The sequence below is a fragment of the Mycolicibacterium brisbanense genome, from assembly GCF_001570425.1.
Taxonomy (GTDB): Bacteria; Actinomycetota; Actinomycetes; order Mycobacteriales; family Mycobacteriaceae; genus Mycobacterium; species Mycobacterium brisbanense.
Genome location: NZ_BCSX01000024.1, coordinates 438662 through 454612 on the forward strand (window position 1 = coordinate 438662; position 15951 = coordinate 454612).

At 67.4% G+C, this 15951-nt stretch carries 15 protein-coding genes; 6 read left to right on the plus strand and 9 right to left on the minus strand.

Going from position 1 to position 15951, the window contains the following annotated elements:
• Positions 1-473: 473 nt before the first annotated feature.
• Complete coding sequence (locus RMCB_RS14825; protein WP_276064208.1) at positions 474-1259, plus strand: serine hydrolase; 786 nt, start codon at positions 474-476, stop codon at positions 1257-1259.
• A gap of 21 nt (positions 1260-1280) precedes the next feature.
• On the opposite strand, the gene efeB is transcribed toward RMCB_RS14825, so the two are convergent.
• The 3 genes from efeB to efeU are packed head-to-tail and all read right to left on the minus strand — an operon-like array spanning position 1281 to position 4697.
• Entirely contained in the window at positions 1281-2603 is a 1323-nt protein-coding gene (gene efeB, locus RMCB_RS14830) for an iron uptake transporter deferrochelatase/peroxidase subunit (RefSeq protein ID WP_062829347.1), read from the minus strand.
• Positions 2584-3750, minus strand: coding sequence for an iron uptake system protein EfeO (efeO, locus tag RMCB_RS14835; protein WP_062829348.1), 1167 nt, complete (start codon positions 3748-3750; stop codon positions 2584-2586). Before efeO ends, efeB begins: the two co-directional genes overlap by 20 nt.
• Positions 3747-4697 (minus strand): iron uptake transporter permease EfeU, encoded by a 951-nt coding sequence (efeU, locus tag RMCB_RS14840; protein ID WP_029370704.1) that lies wholly within the window; start codon positions 4695-4697, stop codon positions 3747-3749. Before efeU ends, efeO begins: the two co-directional genes overlap by 4 nt.
• A gap of 184 nt (positions 4698-4881) precedes the next feature.
• On the opposite strand from efeU, the gene RMCB_RS14845 reads away from it, so the two are divergent.
• The 5 genes from RMCB_RS14845 to RMCB_RS14865 all read left to right on the plus strand — a co-directional run bounded on the left by RMCB_RS14845 (position 4882) and on the right by RMCB_RS14865 (position 9146).
• On the plus strand, positions 4882-5613 hold the full coding sequence (locus RMCB_RS14845) for a lytic transglycosylase domain-containing protein (RefSeq protein ID WP_029370705.1): 732 nt from the start codon (positions 4882-4884) through the stop codon (positions 5611-5613).
• A 71-nt stretch (positions 5614-5684) separates the two neighbouring features.
• Complete coding sequence (gene eno / locus RMCB_RS14850; protein ID WP_029370706.1) at positions 5685-6974, plus strand: phosphopyruvate hydratase; 1290 nt, start codon at positions 5685-5687, stop codon at positions 6972-6974.
• A gap of 36 nt (positions 6975-7010) precedes the next feature.
• A complete protein-coding gene (locus RMCB_RS14855; protein ID WP_029370707.1) occupies positions 7011-7706 on the plus strand; it encodes an FtsB family cell division protein in 696 nt (231 codons plus the stop codon).
• Positions 7699-8190 carry a DUF501 domain-containing protein gene (locus tag RMCB_RS14860; RefSeq protein ID WP_062829349.1) on the plus strand — a complete coding sequence of 164 codons (492 nt, stop codon included), beginning with the start codon at positions 7699-7701 and terminating at the stop codon, positions 8188-8190. Before RMCB_RS14855 ends, RMCB_RS14860 begins: the two co-directional genes overlap by 8 nt.
• Entirely contained in the window at positions 8181-9146 is a 966-nt protein-coding gene (locus RMCB_RS14865; RefSeq protein ID WP_062829350.1) for a Ppx/GppA phosphatase family protein, read from the plus strand. The genes RMCB_RS14860 and RMCB_RS14865 overlap by 10 nt, the downstream gene beginning before the upstream one ends.
• Positions 9147-9214: 68 nt before the next feature.
• On the opposite strand, the gene RMCB_RS14870 is transcribed toward RMCB_RS14865, so the two are convergent.
• The 6 genes from RMCB_RS14870 to RMCB_RS14900 form a co-directional block, all read right to left on the minus strand.
• Positions 9215-10270 carry an MPT63 family protein gene (locus RMCB_RS14870; protein WP_109784284.1) on the minus strand — a complete coding sequence of 352 codons (1056 nt, stop codon included), beginning with the start codon at positions 10268-10270 and terminating at the stop codon, positions 9215-9217.
• A 150-nt stretch (positions 10271-10420) separates the two neighbouring features.
• Entirely contained in the window at positions 10421-10681 is a 261-nt protein-coding gene (locus RMCB_RS14875) for a hypothetical protein (protein WP_062829352.1), read from the minus strand.
• Positions 10678-12225, minus strand: coding sequence for a radical SAM protein (locus tag RMCB_RS14880; RefSeq protein ID WP_062829556.1), 1548 nt, complete (start codon positions 12223-12225; stop codon positions 10678-10680). Before RMCB_RS14880 ends, RMCB_RS14875 begins: the two co-directional genes overlap by 4 nt.
• A gap of 8 nt (positions 12226-12233) precedes the next feature.
• Positions 12234-12848, minus strand: a complete 615-nt coding sequence (locus tag RMCB_RS36555) for a hypothetical protein (RefSeq protein WP_234792109.1) — start codon at positions 12846-12848, stop codon at positions 12234-12236.
• Positions 12845-13630 (minus strand): prolipoprotein diacylglyceryl transferase, encoded by a 786-nt coding sequence (locus RMCB_RS14890; RefSeq protein WP_062829354.1) that lies wholly within the window; start codon positions 13628-13630, stop codon positions 12845-12847. The genes RMCB_RS36555 and RMCB_RS14890 overlap by 4 nt, the downstream gene beginning before the upstream one ends.
• A gap of 401 nt (positions 13631-14031) precedes the next feature.
• Positions 14032-15909 (minus strand): propionyl-CoA synthetase, encoded by a 1878-nt coding sequence (locus RMCB_RS14900; protein ID WP_062829356.1) that lies wholly within the window; start codon positions 15907-15909, stop codon positions 14032-14034.
• Between the last annotated feature and the right edge of the window lie 42 nt (positions 15910-15951).

Here is a 15951-nt window from a genome sequence, read left to right on the forward strand (position 1 = left end):
AATGGTGCCTGCGGTGCTGATGTGGCGAATTCTGCGACTTTGTCGCTAACAGGCGGGCACAACGTCCTGTGCCGCGAGCGAGGTGCAGGTGTGACAGTTCTGAATTCGGCCAACAAGGTGAATGGGGCAAAGGGGTACGTCCCTCCGAAGCGGAGGGCATACCGATGGGACAACCGTGTCTGGCTGGCGCCTACGGGGCAACCGTGTCTGGCTGGCGTCTTTGTTCAGGCTCTTGTTGACGGCGCACCCCTCTCCAGCGGCCACTTGTGCCACGGAATCTGCGAAGTTTCGTGAGCTCGGCCACCCGCTCGGCTGCCAGTGAGTCCGAGCGCCGTCACAAACCGGCAACGGCCAGGTCTCAGCTCGGTCGGCAAGCGCTGTGCGAAGCCTGAGGCGCACGACGTCGCATTACGGTGACGGGGCAGACGCGAAGGGGTGAGGCAGTGAAGGTGAGGTGGCTGGCCGCCGTCGTCATGGTGCTCGGCCTGGGAACCGCCGCGCCTCAAGCCAACGCCGAGTGTGCGGCGACCGGCTGTGACCTGCGCTCCCGCCTTGCCGCCGCGGACAACTACTTGGCATCGCGGCCCGGCACGGTGGGCTACGTCCTGCGCGACCGGGCGACCGGTGCGCGCTTCGCCAACGCCAACTCGGGCACGATGATCTGGACCGCTTCCACCATCAAGCTGGCGATGGTCGTCGACCTGTTGACCAGGGAACGGGCGGGGGCGTTGCGGCTGTCGGCCAACGACCGGCAGCTCATGGTGAACATGCTGCGCGACTCCGACAACGACGCGACCGATTCGCTGTGGAGCCGCTACGGCGGGCCGGACCATCGGGCATTCAACGCCGACTTTCCCCGCTACGGTATGACAGACCTACGGCCACAGCCCGGCTTCGGGGACATGTTCCCGTACTGGGGATTTCAGAAGTCGACCACCAACGATCTCGATCGGCTGATGAATTACACACTGACGCAACTGAATCCGTCCGACGCGGCGGCCGTCGTCGCGGAGATGCAAAAGGTCAGCCCTGACCAGCAGTGGGGCGTGTGGGGCGCAGGCCCGTCGATGGCGCCCGGCAACAAGAATGGGTGGTCTGAGGAGCAGGGCGGCTGGGTCATCAACTCGGTGGGCTTCGCCGGCCCCAATCAGCGGTACACGCTGGCCATCATGAACGGGCTCAACGGCCAGGGTGGTTACGACGACGGAGTCGCAACCACCACCCGGCTCAGCCAGATCCTGTTGAGTCCCAACGGCTGAGCCGCCGCGCGTGACGATGCGTCAGCTGAACAGCGTCGAACCCCAATAGGCGGAGTCGTCGCCGTCGCGCAGGCCGGGTGGGCACGCGAAGATACCGGACCCGGTGTGGGTGATGTATTCGTTGAGCGCATCCTTGCGGGCCAGCTCGCGCTGCATCGGGATGAACTGCTTCGAGGGGCTGCGCACGAAGGCGATGAAGAACAGCCCGGCATCGAGGTGACCGAATCCGTCTGAGCCGTCGGTGAAGTTGTAGCCGCGACGCAGAATCTGGATACCGCCGTTGTGTTGCGCCGACGCGAGCCGGACATGTGCATTCTTGTCGATCAAGGGATTGCCCTTGTCGTCGGCGATGTCGAAATCGAGTTCCTCGAACTCTTGCTGCAACCCCATCGGTGCACCGCTGCCCTTTTGCCGGCCGATCACCCGCTCCTGCTCCAGGAGCGTTGTGCGGTCCCAGCTTTCGATGAGCATCCGGATGCGGCGGGATATCAGGTAGGTACCGCCGGTCAGCCAGGCGGGCCCGTCACCGTCGGCGACCCACACGTTCTGGTTCAGCAGATCGGTTTCGTCGGACTTCAGGTTGGCCGTTCCGTCCTTGAACCCGAACAGGTTTCGCGGCGTCGCCTGGTCCCGGGTGGTCGATGACGTGCGGCCGAAGCCCAGCTGGGAGTAGCGCACGGCCACGGTGCCGAAGCCGATGCGGGCAAGGTTACGGATGGCGTGCACGGCGACTTGAGGATCGTTGGCACACGCTTGCACACAGATGTCACCGCCACAGCGGGCCGGGTCCATCGTCTCGTTGGGGAACTTCGGCAGGTCGGCCAGCTCGGCGGGCCGTTGGTTGGCGATGCCGAAGCGGTCCTTGCCGTCCTTGAGAAAGAACGATGGTCCGAAGCCGATCGTCAGCGTCAACTGCGACGCGGGCAGCCCCAACGCCTCGCCGGTGTCCGACGGCGGGGCATAGGGATTACCGTCGACGGCTCCGCCGACTTCGGTCTCCTCGCCGCGCGTCATGCGCTCGGCCATCCGGGTCCACTGCTTGAGCAGGTTGATCACGTCGGCGCGGTTGTCGGTGGTGACGTCGAAGGAGCAGAAGTGCATCCGGTCCTGCGCCTCGGTGATGATGCCGGCTTGGCGCTGGCCGCGGAACGGGACGGGGCCCGTCAAAGCGCCGTGCGGGGTGCTGGCTGCCGAGGCCCGGCCGGCCAGCGCCCCCGCGCTGGCCGCACCGACTACCGCCGCGGTGACCCCGGCCGCACCGAAGAGCTTGCGGCGGGAGAAGCCGCCGGAGGCCGGTGCGGCCGCGGCGTCATGCGGCGGGGTTTCACTGGTGGGCGATGACACCTTGCACCTGGCTCACTTCGTTGCTCAGCGCGTCGATGGCGCGAGACAGTTCTTGGCGCTGCGGATCGGTCACCTTGTCGTAGGACACGAAACCGTCGCCGTCGCGGTACTTTTCGAGCAGCTTCTCCACCTCGGCGAACCGCTGGTCGACCCGCTTGCCCAGGTCGGCGTTGCGCTCGTCGAGGATCGGCCGCACCGAGGCGACCGCGGTCTGCGAGCCCTCGACGTTGGCCTTGAAGTCCCACAGGTCGGTGTGGCTGAAGATGTCCTCTTCACCGCTGATCTTGCTCTTGGCGATCTCGTCGAGCAGACCTTGGGCGCCACCGGCGATCTGAGTGGAATCGATCGTCCACGTCGGCGCCTTCACGCCCGCATCGAGCTCCTTGACATCGGCCACCAGCTGGTCGGCGACGGCGGCCGTGTCCGGCTGCAGGCCGCTGACCCACAGATCTTTCTCCAAGCGGTGGAAGCCGGTCCACTTCTGGCCCGGTTCCAGATCGGCTTCCCGCAGGTCGACACGCGGGTCGAGATCGTTGGGGAACGACTCGGCGACCGGCTCGATGCGCTCGTAGTAGGTGCGGGTGGTCGGGTAGAGCGCCTTGGCCTTCGCGATGTCCTTGGCCTTGATCGCCGCCACGAAGGCCTCCGTGGCGGGCACCAGAGCATCGGTCTGGCTGTTCACATACCGCTTGTAGCTGTCGGCGGCCTCTTTGAACTTGCCCTCGGTGTCGATCTTCACCGCATCACCGGTCACGGTGAAGTCGCCGCGGATGCCGTCACCGACCATGCCGGGGCGGCATGAGGTCTGGTAGGTGCCGGGCTCGGTGAGTTGCACGATGAGCTGGCGCTTGAGGCCGGGGGAGATGTTCTCCACCTCGCCCATCACCCGCTCGCCCTCGCCGTAGACGTAGAACTCGGTGACCTTCTCGCCCGTGTTGTTCACCACGAACGTCGTTGGTCCCGTCGTGGCGGTGGTGCCCGAGAGCTTGCACCCGGTCTCGGACGCGTCGACCGTGATCGGCGCGGCCTTTGCCTTGCCTTCCGTGCTGGGGCTCGAATCCTTCGCCTGGCAGCTGGCCAGCGAGAACCCGGCCAGCAGCGCGGCGGTGGCTGCCACCCCGGTCTTCACGGCAGGTGTGAGCTTCACTTGGTGGACCTTTCGGATGAGGGAGAGAGTTCCGGGTCGGCAGTCGACTCGGGGGTGTCGGGAGTCTGGGAAGGGGCCGGCTTGGCCGGGGTGCGAGCGCCGGTGGGGCGGAAGAACAAGGCCAGCACGATGACCAGGTAGGCCACCCACGCGGCGAGTTGCAGCACGGTCGGGGTGGGGTCGATGTTGAAGACGCCCTGGATGATCTCGCCGTACCAGGCGGACCAATCGAACGCACCGCTCATGTCGAAGGCGACCGAGCCGAGGCCGGGGATCCAGCCGACGGTCTGCAAGGCCTTGATGCCGTACGCGAGGATTCCGGCGGCGACGACGATGAGGAAGGCGCCGGTGTAGGTGAAGAACTTGGCGAGGTTGATCCGGACCGCGCCGGCGTACATGCCGTAGGCGATGGCGGTGGCGATCAGGACGCCGACGATCAACCCGATCAGCGGCCACAGGGTCTCGGCTTCGGCGTAGCCGACCATGAACAGCGCGGTCTCCACGCCTTCGCGGCCCACGGCGAAGAACGCGAGCAGCGCGACGGCGACCCCGCCGGTTTCGAGTGCCTGCGACATGCCGCTGCGCAGTTCGCCGGAGATCGACGCGGCGGCCTTGCGCATCCAGAGCACCATCGTGGTGACGATGACGACGGCCACGAGCGATGCGACACCTGCGATGGCTTCGGCGCCCAGCCCGCTGATGGTGTTTTCTCCCAGCTGAATCACCAGGAAGACAGTGATGGTCATGGTGATAGCTGCGGCGACGCCCAGCCAAACCCACTTCAGGGCGTCGCGGCGGTCGGACTTGACCAGGAATGCCACCAGGATCGATACGACGATCGCCGTTTCCAGGCCCTCGCGCAGCCCGATCAAACCGCTGCCGAACAGCTGTGATGTGACGTTTGATGCGGCCAGGATGGTCGTCGCAGTGTCTGCGCTGGCAATCATGTGTAGCGTCCTCGCTAGACCGGGTAGATAAACATAGCCTTGGCTTGCCATAGCAAGGCGTGCCTCACCTTAGCAGGGGCTGAGGAGCGCCTGGACATGTTCGAGCCGGGGGACCGTCGGGCGCATGGCACATCGGACGCATGGGACGATGGGTGCCGAGTAGAGCAGGGGTTGAGGGAGTCCAGTGTCGCCAGTTCGATGGCTGCGGGCTGTCGCAGTGATTGTGGCGGCAGCGCTGCTGATGGCTTCCAGCTGCTCGTGGCAGCTCGGCATCCCGATTCCCGACGGTGTGCCGCCGCCCGCGGGTGATCGGGTGCCCGCCGTCGACACGTACGCCAAGGGCCGTCCCGCCGACCAGCTGCACGAATGGGCCGCCGAGCGCGCACCCAAACTGGGCATGCCGATCAACGCGCTGGAGGCCTATGCCTACGCAGCGCGCGTCGCCGAGGTCGAGAACCCGAATTGCAGGCTGGCCTGGACCACACTGGCCGGGATCGGGATGGTGGAGAGCCACCACGGCACCTACCGCGGCGCCATGATCGCGCCGAACGGGGACGTGACCCCACCGATCCGCGGCGTCCAGCTCGACGGCACCTCAGGCAATCTGCACATCGCGGACACCGATCACGGCCTGCTCGACGGGGACGCCACGCTGGACCGGGCGATGGGACCCATGCAGTTCATCCCCGAAACCTGGCGCTTGTTCGGAGTGGACGGCAACAACGACGGCAAAGTCAGTCCCGACAACTTCGACGACGCGGCGTTGTCGGCGGCAGGCTATCTCTGCTGGAACGGCAAGAATCTGTCGACGCCCCGCGGTTGGATGAAGGCGCTGAGGGCCTATAACAACTCTGACCAGTACGCCCGTACGGTGCGCGACTGGGCGACGGCGTACGCCGGCGGCCACCCCCTCTGACACGCCGCGGCGCCGGTCAGGCTCTAGGCTTACCCAGCAGAACCACGGACGACGCAATAAGGAGCAAGCCAGTGCCCATCATCGAGCAGGTTGGAGCCCGCGAGATTCTCGACTCGCGCGGTAACCCGACGGTCGAGGTCGAAGTCGCCCTGACCGACGGCACGTTCGCCCGGGCCGCGGTGCCTTCGGGAGCGTCGACCGGTGAGCACGAGGCGGTCGAGTTGCGCGACGGCGCAGCCCGCTACGGCGGCAAGGGTGTCGAGAAGGCAGTCGAGGCCGTGCTCGACGAGATTGCTCCCGCCGTGATCGGGCTCGGCGCCGACGATCAGCGCCTTGTCGACCAGGCCCTGCTGGACCTCGACGGCACCCCGGACAAGTCGCGCCTCGGCGCCAACGCCATTCTCGGTGTGTCCCTGGCTGTTTCGAAGGCTGCCGCGGAGTCTGCCGGCTTGCCGCTCTTCCGTTACATCGGTGGCCCCAACGCCCATATCCTTCCCGTGCCGATGATGAACATCCTCAACGGTGGCGCGCACGCCGACACCGGCGTGGATGTCCAGGAGTTCATGGTGGCTCCGATCGGCGCACCGTCGTTCAAAGAGGCACTGCGCTGGGGTGCCGAGGTCTACCACTCGCTGAAGTCCGTGCTCAAGAAGCAGGGTCTGGCCACCGGTCTCGGTGACGAGGGCGGCTTCGCGCCGGACGTGGCCGGGACCAGGGCCGCGCTGGACCTGATCTCGTCGGCCATCGAGTCCACCGGGTTCTCCCTCGGCACCGATGTGGCCCTGGCCCTGGATGTGGCCGCCACCGAATTCTTCACCGACGGAACGGGTTACGCCTTCGAGAAGGAAACCCGCAGCGCCGAGCAGATGGCCGAGTTCTACGCCGGGCTGCTCGACAGCTACCCGCTGGTGTCCATCGAAGACCCGCTGTCCGAGGATGACTGGGACGGCTGGGTGTCGCTCACCTCGGCCATCGGTGACCGCGTCCAGCTTGTCGGCGACGACCTGTTCGTCACCAACCCGGAGCGTCTGGAAGAGGGCATCGAAAAGGGCGCAGCCAATGCGCTGCTGGTGAAAGTCAACCAGATCGGCACGCTCACCGAGACTCTCGACGCCGTGGCGCTGGCCCACAACAGCGGCTACCGCACCATGATGAGCCACCGCAGCGGTGAAACCGAGGACACCACCATCGCCGATCTCGCCGTCGCCGTGGGCAGCGGTCAGATCAAGACCGGTGCACCGGCGCGCAGCGAGCGCGTGGCCAAGTACAACCAGCTGCTGCGTATCGAGGAGCTCCTCGGCGACGCTGCCCGCTACGCCGGCGATCTGGCTTTCCCGCGTTTCGCCGTGGAGGCCAAATAATCCGGTCCGGCCGGATGCGGTGGTGATCTGAAGACGATGCCCGAAGCGAAGCGACCCGATCCCAAGCGGCGGTCCCCGGCCTCCCGGCCGGGGGGCCCGGGCAAGAACGGCGGGTCGAATCGTCCCCGCGCCGGCCAGGCGCGGCGGCGGGTGTCGGAGCCGCGCACCTCGGCACCGGAGCCGGTGGCCGAGGAGACCATCACCAAAGCCATTGCGGTACAGGCTGAACAACAAGCCGAGCTGCAGTCCGAGCAGCGCTTCGGGTCTGCGGCGCGGCGCGCGGCGATCCTGGCCGCGGTGGTGTGCGTGCTGACCCTGACCATCGCGGGACCGGTGCGCACGTACTTCGCACAGCGGACGGAAATGAAGCAGCTCAAGGCAACCGAGGAGCAGCTGCGGTCCCAGATCGCCGAGCTGGAACAGCAGAAGGTCAAGCTGGCCGATCCGGTGTTCATCGCGGCTCAGGCGCGTGAGCGGCTCGGCTTCGTTATGCCGGGCGATACGCCGTATCAGGTGCAGTTGCCGCCCACCGCCGCGGTGCCGAACGAGCCGGGCCCCATCGCGCCGGGTTCCACCACGCCTGCGGGCCAGCCTTGGTACACCTCGCTGTGGCACACGATCGCCGATCAGCCGCACGGGGTTTCGCCGACCATCGCGCCCGCTCCACCGGCACCCGGCGACGCGCCACCCGCCGGCCCGTCCGCTCCGCCACCTGCGGTGCCCGGTGGTTGACCCCGCCGACCTCGAGGCCGTCGCCCAGCAGCTGGGGCGTGAGCCGCGAGGTGTTCTTGAGATCGCCTACCGCTGCCCCAACGGTGAGCCCGCTGTCGTCAAGACTGCTCCCAAATTGCCTGACGGCGCACCGTTTCCGACGCTGTACTACCTGACGCACCCTGCTCTGACCGCGGCGGCCAGCCGGCTGGAATCGTCGGGCATGATGCGGGAGATGACCGAACGTCTGCAGCAGGACCCGGAATTGGCGGCGGCCTACCGGCGCGCCCACGAGTCGTATCTGTCCGAGCGCGACGCCATCGAGTCGCTGGGCACCACGTTCACCGGCGGCGGCATGCCCGATCGCGTCAAATGTCTGCATGTGCTGATGGCGCATTCGTTGGCGAAGGGCCCCGGCGTCAACCCACTCGGTGACGAGGCGTTGGCGGTCTTGGCTGTCGAGCCGGCGATGGCCGGGATTCTGGAGCGCGATACATGGGTGTGAACCGCGTCGGTGCGATCGACTGTGGCACCAACTCGATCCGGCTGCTCATCGCCGATGTGGTCGTCGGTGGCTCGAATGCCGGCTCCTTGCGCGACGTACACCGCGAGATGCGCATCGTCCGGCTCGGCCAGGGGGTGGACGCGACCGGTCAGTTCGCGCCGGAAGCGTTGGCGCGCACCGAATCCGCACTCGCCGACTATGCCGCGCTGATGTCGGAGCTGAGTGTTTCGGCGGTTCGGATGGTGGCCACGTCGGCCGCCAGGGATGCCGGCAACCGCGACGAGTTCTTCGCGATGACGTCGCGCATCCTCGGCACCGTGGTGCCCGGTGCCGTCGCCGAGGTGATCACCGGAACCGAGGAAGCTGAGCTGTCGTTCCAGGGCGCGGTGGGCGAACTCGATGCTGCCGGTGCGCCTTTCGTCGTCGTCGACCTCGGCGGCGGGTCCACGGAACTGGTGCTCGGCACCGACGGCGTGAAGGCCAGCTACTCCGCCGACATCGGGTGTGTCCGGCTGACCGAACGCTGCCTGCACACCGATCCGCCCACGCCGGCCGAGATCGACGCGGCCCGAGCGGTGGTCCGGGACGGTTTGGCGCAAGCGCTGCAAGCGGTTCCGGTCGAGGGTGCCAGGACGTGGGTCGGTGTGGCAGGGACGATGACCACGCTCTCGGCGCTCGCGCAAGGTATGACCGAATACGACGCTGAGGCAATTCATTTGTCCCGCATCGGTTTTGACGATCTTTGTCGGGTGTGCGACGAATTGATCGCCATGACCTCGGCGCAGCGGCTGGCGCTCGGCCCGATGCATCAGGGTCGTGCCGATGTGATCGGCGGCGGGGCGATCATCGTCGAGGAACTCGCTGCCGTACTCGGCGAGCGTGCGGGTATCGACGTGCTCGTGGTCAGTGAGCACGACATCCTCGACGGCATCGCGTTGTCCATCGCGCCGCACTGACACCGCCCCAGACAGCGAACGGCCGGATGCGGTTTTCCCGCATCCGGCCGTTGTCGTCGAGCTGGGTGTTACGAGGTCGACCCGTGGTTGCTGACCGGGGCGGCCGGAGCCGTCGTGGTCGGCTGGGCACCCGCCGGCACCAGGTTGGGTTCGGTGGGGGCGGCAGGCGCCGCCGGAGCCGGAGCGGCCGGGTTCGCGGCGGGGGCGGGCGCGGTGCCCGCGGGTGCCTGCTCGGCGGGCGGAACCGCGGTTGCGGCGTTGCCCGCACCCGTCGGCGCGGCGGCCGGAGCGGGGGTGGTGCCTGCCGGTGCCGGGGCGGCCGCCGGGGCCGGCGTGCCGTTGCTGGCCGGAACCGCACCTTCGGCAGGGGTGCCGGTGGTGCTGGGGACGGCGGCCGGCTGGGCCGCGGTGCCTGCCGGAGCCGGCGCGGTCTGGGTGGCTGCCGGAACCGGGGTGGCGCCTTCGACGGCGGCGGGCAGATCGGTCGCGCGGCTTCCGGCACCGCCGGGCGCTGCAGCCGGAACAGCTGCAGGCGTTGCGGCGGGGGCCGGGGTGGCTGCGACGGGTGCGGCGGCGGGCGCCTGAGCGGGGTGGTTGGACAGCGGGACGGCGTTGCCGTTGCCGCCGGTCGCGGCGGGTGCCGCCGGGGCCGCGTTCCACACGGCGAGGTCATGGCCGCCCGCGTTGTAGACCACCGTGGTCGGGTCGGCCTCGGTGACATCGAAGTACACCTTGCCGGAGGTCTTCTCGCCCTGGCTGATGGTGGCCGGGTTCACGCCTTGCGGGGTGGCCACCTGGAACAGCGCGCGGTAGTTCTTGCCGTCCGCTGCGCGGGCGTTGAAGTTGGAGACGATCGGGGTGACCGAGCCCCGAAGGGCCTCGTTGGTCGCGGTGACCTCCCACAGGGTGCCGCGCACCTGGTAGGGGATCGTGTCGCTGCTCGGCTTCAGACCGGTGACGGTCCAACCCTGGACCACGTTGCCGTCCTCCAGCTTCGCCTGGCTGCCCAGCGCGGCGGTGGTGACGGCACTGTCATCGGCAAAAGCGAAGGGTGCGGCGCCGATGATCCCCGCGGCGGCTATGGCCGCTGCAGCCATGGCAGCACTGATATTCGTGATCTTCAAGATGGTTCACTCCTGAGTGTTCCGACGAGCGTCCAGGCCCCCGACAGTGGGGATGCTCACTACAGGGGAAAGCTAGCAGGTTAAGAGGTTGCTGTGGAACCGGAGTGGCATATTGCATCTTCGGGTTCAGGCAGTCACTCTGCACCCCGCTCAGTGCGGCAACAGGTTATTGACGGTCGCGGCTACCGCCACCAGCACGATGACCCCGAGGTATGCGATTACCAGGCGAGTGTCGCGCAACGCACATTTGCTGTGCTGTAACCCGGCGCGGCGTGCACGGATGTACCCGATCAGGCCGAGTCCAGCGAACACGGCAACCATCACTGGACCCAGCAACCAGGCCAGCAGGGCCACGGTGGCGTACACGCACAATCGCAGCGGATCGTACGGCTCGTCGGCCTGCTGGCTCATCGAATCTCGATGAGTGGTAGTTCCTGTCCCACCGACAACGACAGCCGTTGACGTCCCAGCGCCGGCCAGGCTTGCACGGCGCAAAAGGGCGCGCACTGATCGGCGCTGCCCGAGCGGGTACCGACGTGCACGCAGCATTGCACGAGACGTTCTTCGATCATCGTCGACATGTCCATGAACGGTTTGACCGTGAGGCGCACGACGCGTTCCCCGAGGAGCTGACGAATCTTGCGGCGGCGGCCGGGCAGCGCGGACGACGCGAGCGTCAGCAGCGTCGACATCCCCAGATCGCAGTTCTCGCAGATGTTGCGCCAGACGTCGCCGATCTGCGGGTGCGACAACGACGACTGCTCGGAGAGCAGGCCCAGCAGCGATTCCTGCACGGCGAGGCGCAATTGGCGCGGAATCTCGGTGTCGGCGATGCGGTTGGCCACCAGTCCGAGCTTGTCTTTGAGGCTGTCGGCGCCGATCAACGACACCAGCGACCGCCACTGCCCGGCGTCGTCGCGCACCAGATAGCCGACCGAGCAGCAGTGCGGATGCGAGCAGGGCAACGCGGTGAGGTCACGCCATGTCACGGCGTCGCCGGTCTGGGGGCCAAGACGTTTGAGCACACCGGTATGGGTGAGGCGCTCGAGCGGGTCGATTCGTCCCGAGCGGCCGGAGCCGAACTGCGGCTGGATCGTCAGGCCCCCGACATACGGTGTGTCCAGCGCCAATTGGACCATGGCGCCGATCTCGTCGTCGTTGACCCCCAGTGCCGCGGTCATTACCAGCGTGGTGAAGATCTCGCGTTCCGACAGGCGTTGCAGAGCTTGCTGTTTCGTGCGACGCAGGTCGCCGCCGCGGTGATGCCGGTGCGCGGCCTCTGACAACCCGTCGTACTGCAGGTAGACCTCGACGCGTTCCCGGTGAGTGGTCAGCAGGTCGAGCAGTCGGTCGTCGTTGGCGATGCGGACGCCGTTGCTGTTGACCAGGATTCGGGTGATCGGCCGGCTGACGAGCTCGCCGAGCAACTCTGGCAATGCCGGATGCAGGGTGGGCTCGCCGCCGCTGAGCATGAGTACGTCCAGTCGCCCGTTCTCGCGGGCCAGGCGCTGGTCGACATTGGCAAGAACGTCGGCGACCGGCACCACGTGCCGCAGGTCCGGCGAACTGTCGGTGAAGCAGGTGGGGCAGCGCAGGTTACACGTCTCGGCGATATCCTCCAGCAGGATGCACGTGTGCTGCGTCTGCATCTCCGGCAACCCGCGCAGATACGCTGACGGGATGGGGTCGAAATTGCCTGGGGTATCCGGGGTGTGGGCCTTGGTCGGGGCTGTCCACTCCTCGAGGTAGGACAGGATCTCGGGATCCTCGTCATACAGCGTGCGCACCAAACCGTGGCTGCGGCAGCCTCGTTCGAGCCAGATGCGGCCGTCACGCTCGATCAGCATTCCGCTCAGCCGCGCGACGTCGGTCAGCGGCCGCTCGGGTGCTTCGTCGTGGCAGTGCGGGCAGAACGCGGTGACGTACCGGTGCAACCGGTCGCCGCGCAGGCCCATACCGGCGGTCACTTGTACAGTTCGGGGTTGATGCCGGTGCAGAACCCGGCAGTGAACAGCGACATCAGGGCCCAGCCGACCATCAGGCCGATGCCAAGCCCACGGGCGTTGGGACTACGGCTGCACAGCAGTGCCGCACCACCGCCGAAGGCGATGAGGGCCAACAACACTGCGCCGAACCCCAGTACCGTGTTGCCGTGCTGGGGTTCGACGCGGCTGCCGGCAGTCATGACCGCCATCAAGGCGATCACGAAGTTGATCACCGCGTACACGAACGGTCCGAGGATCACCATCGCCATGGAGATCCGCGGTTCGGGCTTGGGCGGCCCGCCGTACGGGTAGCCCGGTCCCGTGGGATATCCGGCAGGGGGCGGCGTATATCCGGGCGGCCCGCCGTACGGCTGCTGTTGGTCGCCCCGTGGCGGGAGATAGCCCGGTGGCTGGCGGAGGTCGCCCGGGAAATAGCCGGGCGACTGGGGTGCGGGGCCGGGTGGTGGTTGCGGCGGGTAATCCGGCGCGCCGCCCTGCGGTGCGACGTCCTCTTGATAGGCCGGTGGAATATCTTGCGCGGCAGAGTCATCCGCGGGCTCGTCAGGTGGCGGACCCGATGGGGGTGAGGTCATGCCGGCACTTCCTGGTTGCTGGGTGAAAGGCGATAGTACCCGCGGCGGTAGCCACGCCACACCCGAACACCGATGATCATCAGCGAGGGCAGTAGGAACCATTGGGGCCGGGTCAGATCCAGCCACACCGTTTCGTTGGCCCGGACGAACTCGACGAAGAACCGGAACACGGCGTAGGCGGCGATGTAGATGACGAAAAGTTCACCCGGATGGGAGATCCGGTGTCGCAGCCACAGCAGCACGCCGAATGCGCAGAGCTGGAACACGATTTCGTAGAGGAACGACGGGTGCATGGCCTGCCCGGCAAGGCAGCCCGGGCATTCCGGTGTGGTGGCCGGAGCGTGGATGCCCCACGGCAGCGTGGTGGGCCGTCCGGGCGCTTCGGTGAGAAAGCAGCCGATGCGGCCGATGGACATGCCGAGTGCGACCGCAGGCGCGAACAGATCTCCGGTTTTCCCGCGGTATCCGCCAAGGCGTTTGGCGATGTGCACGCCAAGGTACGCGCCGAGCAGACCGCCGAGGATGCTTCGCGAGCCGAACTGCCAGGCCTGCGCGAGGCTGGGATTGGTGGAGAAGTCGAGGTGATGGGCCCATCCCGACAGGCGCATGCCGATCGCGCCGCCGATGAGGGCACCGGAAGCGGCGACGACGGCCTGCTCGCCCAGCGCACCGCGACGGCGCGCTTCGTAGACGAAAACCACTACGGCGGCCAGCACTCCGAGGGCGACGAACAAGCCGTGCACCGGAATCGGCACCGGCCCCAGGTGCCACTCGGACGTCATGGGTTCGAACCTATCGCCACGGCGGGCAGGAAAACAGCAATGGCCTGCCGCCGGTGTCCCGGCAGCAGGCCATTGTCACGGTGTGTCAGCGGCGGGCGTTGCAGTTCGGCGGGTTGCCGCAGTGGTGGCCGCCGTCGCAGGCGTTGCAATGACAGGTGCAGGATCCCTTGGTGATGCGCATCGTTGTTCAGCTCCTTAGGTGCCCAGGCGGTGCCGGTGTCGACCGGTAGCAAACGCCCAAGCTCGGATGGGAAATCAACATATGACTACCTCACAATAGTTCGGGTCACAGGGAAAATAAAGGATTCCCCATGCCGAGAAGACATCAAAGCACCCGACACGCCGAGGAATTGGGGACTTTCATGTCTGCTCGGCGGGGAAGCGGCCGCGCCGGCAAACGCTCAGGCGTCCTGCCCGCGGAGCACCGGCGTCAGCGCGTCCAACACGGCTGGATCTTCGATCGTCGACGGCGCCGGCTCGTCGCGGCCGTCGGCAATCGCGCGCATGGTCTTGCGCAGGATCTTGCCCGAGCGGGTCTTCGGCAGCGCCGCCACCACGTCGACCTTCTTGAAAAAGGCCACCGCTCCTATGTTGTCGCGCACCGCGGCGATGAGCTCCTCGGACAGCCGGTCGGCCGACACCCCGGACTTGAGCACCACGAACCCGCGCGGCACCTGTCCCTTGATCTCGTCGGCCACGCCGATCACCGCGCATTCGGCCACCGCCGGATGCTGCGCCAGCACCGCTTCGATCGACCCGGTCGACAGCCGGTGCCCGGCGACGTTGATGACGTCGTCGGTGCGGCCCATCACGAACAGGTAGCCGTCGGAGTCGATGTAGCCGCCGTCGCCGGTCAGGTAGTAGCCGGTGAACGCCGACAGGTAGGCCGCCACATAACGATGGTCGTCGCCCCACAACGTCGGCAGGGTGCCCGGCGGCAGCGGCAGTTTGACGCAGATCGCGCCCTCATCACCGGGCTCGGCCACCGCGCCGTCCGAATGCAGGATCTGGACGTCGTAGCCCGGCATGGGCACTGTGGCCGAGCCTGGCTTGACCGGCAGGGGCTGCACGCCCATCGGGTCGGCGGCGATCGCCCAGCCGGTCTCGGTCTGCCACCAGTGGTCGATGACGGGAATGCCCAGCTTGTCGGCGGCCCAGTGATAGGTGTCGGGGTCGAGCCGCTCGCCGGCCTGGAACAGGTATTTCAGACCGGACAGGTCGTAGTTGCCGATCAGAGCACCGTCGGGGTCTTCCTTCTTGATGGCGCGGATGGCCGTTGGCGCGGTGAACAGCACCTTGACCTTGTGCTCGGCGGCGACCCGCCAGAACGCCCCGGCGTCGGGCGTACCGATCGGCTTGCCCTCGTAGAGCACGGTTGTCGCCCCGAGCAACAGCGGGGCGTAGACGATGTAGGAGTGGCCGACCACCCACCCGACATCGGAGGCGGCCCAGTACACGTCGCCCGGAGCGGTGTCGTAGATGTGGCGCATGCTCCACAGCAGGGCCACGGCGTGCCCGCCGTTGTCGCGCACGATGCCCTTCGGCTTGCCGGTGGTGCCCGACGTGTAGAGCACGTACAGCGGGTCGGTCGCCGCGACCGGCACCGGATCGGCCGGCGTCGCGGACGCCGTCAGCTCCCGCCAGTCGTGGTCGCGGCCGGCGACCAGTGCGCAGGGGCGTTGTTCGCGCTGCAGGATCACGCAGGCCCGCGGCTTGTGCTCGGCGATGTCCAGCGCGGTGTCGAGCATCGGCTTGTACTCGACGATGCGGGTCGGCTCGATGCCGCAGGACGCGCTCACCACGGCCACCGGCTTGGCGTCATCGATCCGGGTGGCCAGTTCGTGCGCGGCGAACCCGCCGAACACCACCGAATGCACGGCACCGAGGCGCGCGCAGGCCAGCATCGCGATGACGGCCTCGGGGATCATCGGCATGTACACGACCACCAGATCGCCCTTGCCGACGCCCAATTGGCGTAGCGCACCGGCGAATTGGGCGGTGGCGTCGCGCAGTTCGCGGTAGGTGTAGGTGCGTTTGGTGCCGGTGACGGGGGAGTCGTAGATCAATGCGGCCTGCTCCCCGCGTTCGGCGACGTGGCGATCGAGCGCGTTGGCGCAGGTGTTCAGTTCGCCGTCGGGGAACCAGCGGTAGAACGGCGGGTTGTCGTCATCGAGGATGCGTTGAGGCTCGCGTGTCCAGGTGACCGCCTTGGCCGCGTCGGCCCAGAAGGTGGCGGGGTCGTTGATGCTGATGTCGAAGAGGTCGCGATAACCGGACATAGCCCGACACCGTAGCCGGTGCTCACCCCTCCCCGCGAGCAG

What these genes read in the sequence shown, in the direction of transcription:
- efeU (WP_029370704.1), bottom strand. Translation starts at nt 4,697, where the DNA reads ATGATTGCCAGCGCAGACACTGCGACGACCATCCTGGCCGCATCAAAC.
- RMCB_RS14865 (WP_062829350.1), top strand. Translation starts at nt 8,181, where the DNA reads ATGGGTGTGAACCGCGTCGGTGCGATCGACTGTGGCACCAACTCGATC.
- RMCB_RS14880 (WP_062829556.1), bottom strand. Translation starts at nt 12,225, where the DNA reads ATGGGCCTGCGCGGCGACCGGTTGCACCGGTACGTCACCGCGTTCTGC.
- RMCB_RS36555 (WP_234792109.1), bottom strand. Translation starts at nt 12,848, where the DNA reads ATGACCTCACCCCCATCGGGTCCGCCACCTGACGAGCCCGCGGATGAC.
- RMCB_RS14855 (WP_029370707.1), top strand. Translation starts at nt 7,011, where the DNA reads ATGCCCGAAGCGAAGCGACCCGATCCCAAGCGGCGGTCCCCGGCCTCC.
- RMCB_RS14875 (WP_062829352.1), bottom strand. Translation starts at nt 10,681, where the DNA reads ATGAGCCAGCAGGCCGACGAGCCGTACGATCCGCTGCGATTGTGCGTG.
- RMCB_RS14825 (WP_276064208.1), top strand. Translation starts at nt 474, where the DNA reads ATGGTGCTCGGCCTGGGAACCGCCGCGCCTCAAGCCAACGCCGAGTGT.
- RMCB_RS14890 (WP_062829354.1), bottom strand. Translation starts at nt 13,630, where the DNA reads ATGACGTCCGAGTGGCACCTGGGGCCGGTGCCGATTCCGGTGCACGGC.
- RMCB_RS14900 (WP_062829356.1), bottom strand. Translation starts at nt 15,909, where the DNA reads ATGTCCGGTTATCGCGACCTCTTCGACATCAGCATCAACGACCCCGCC.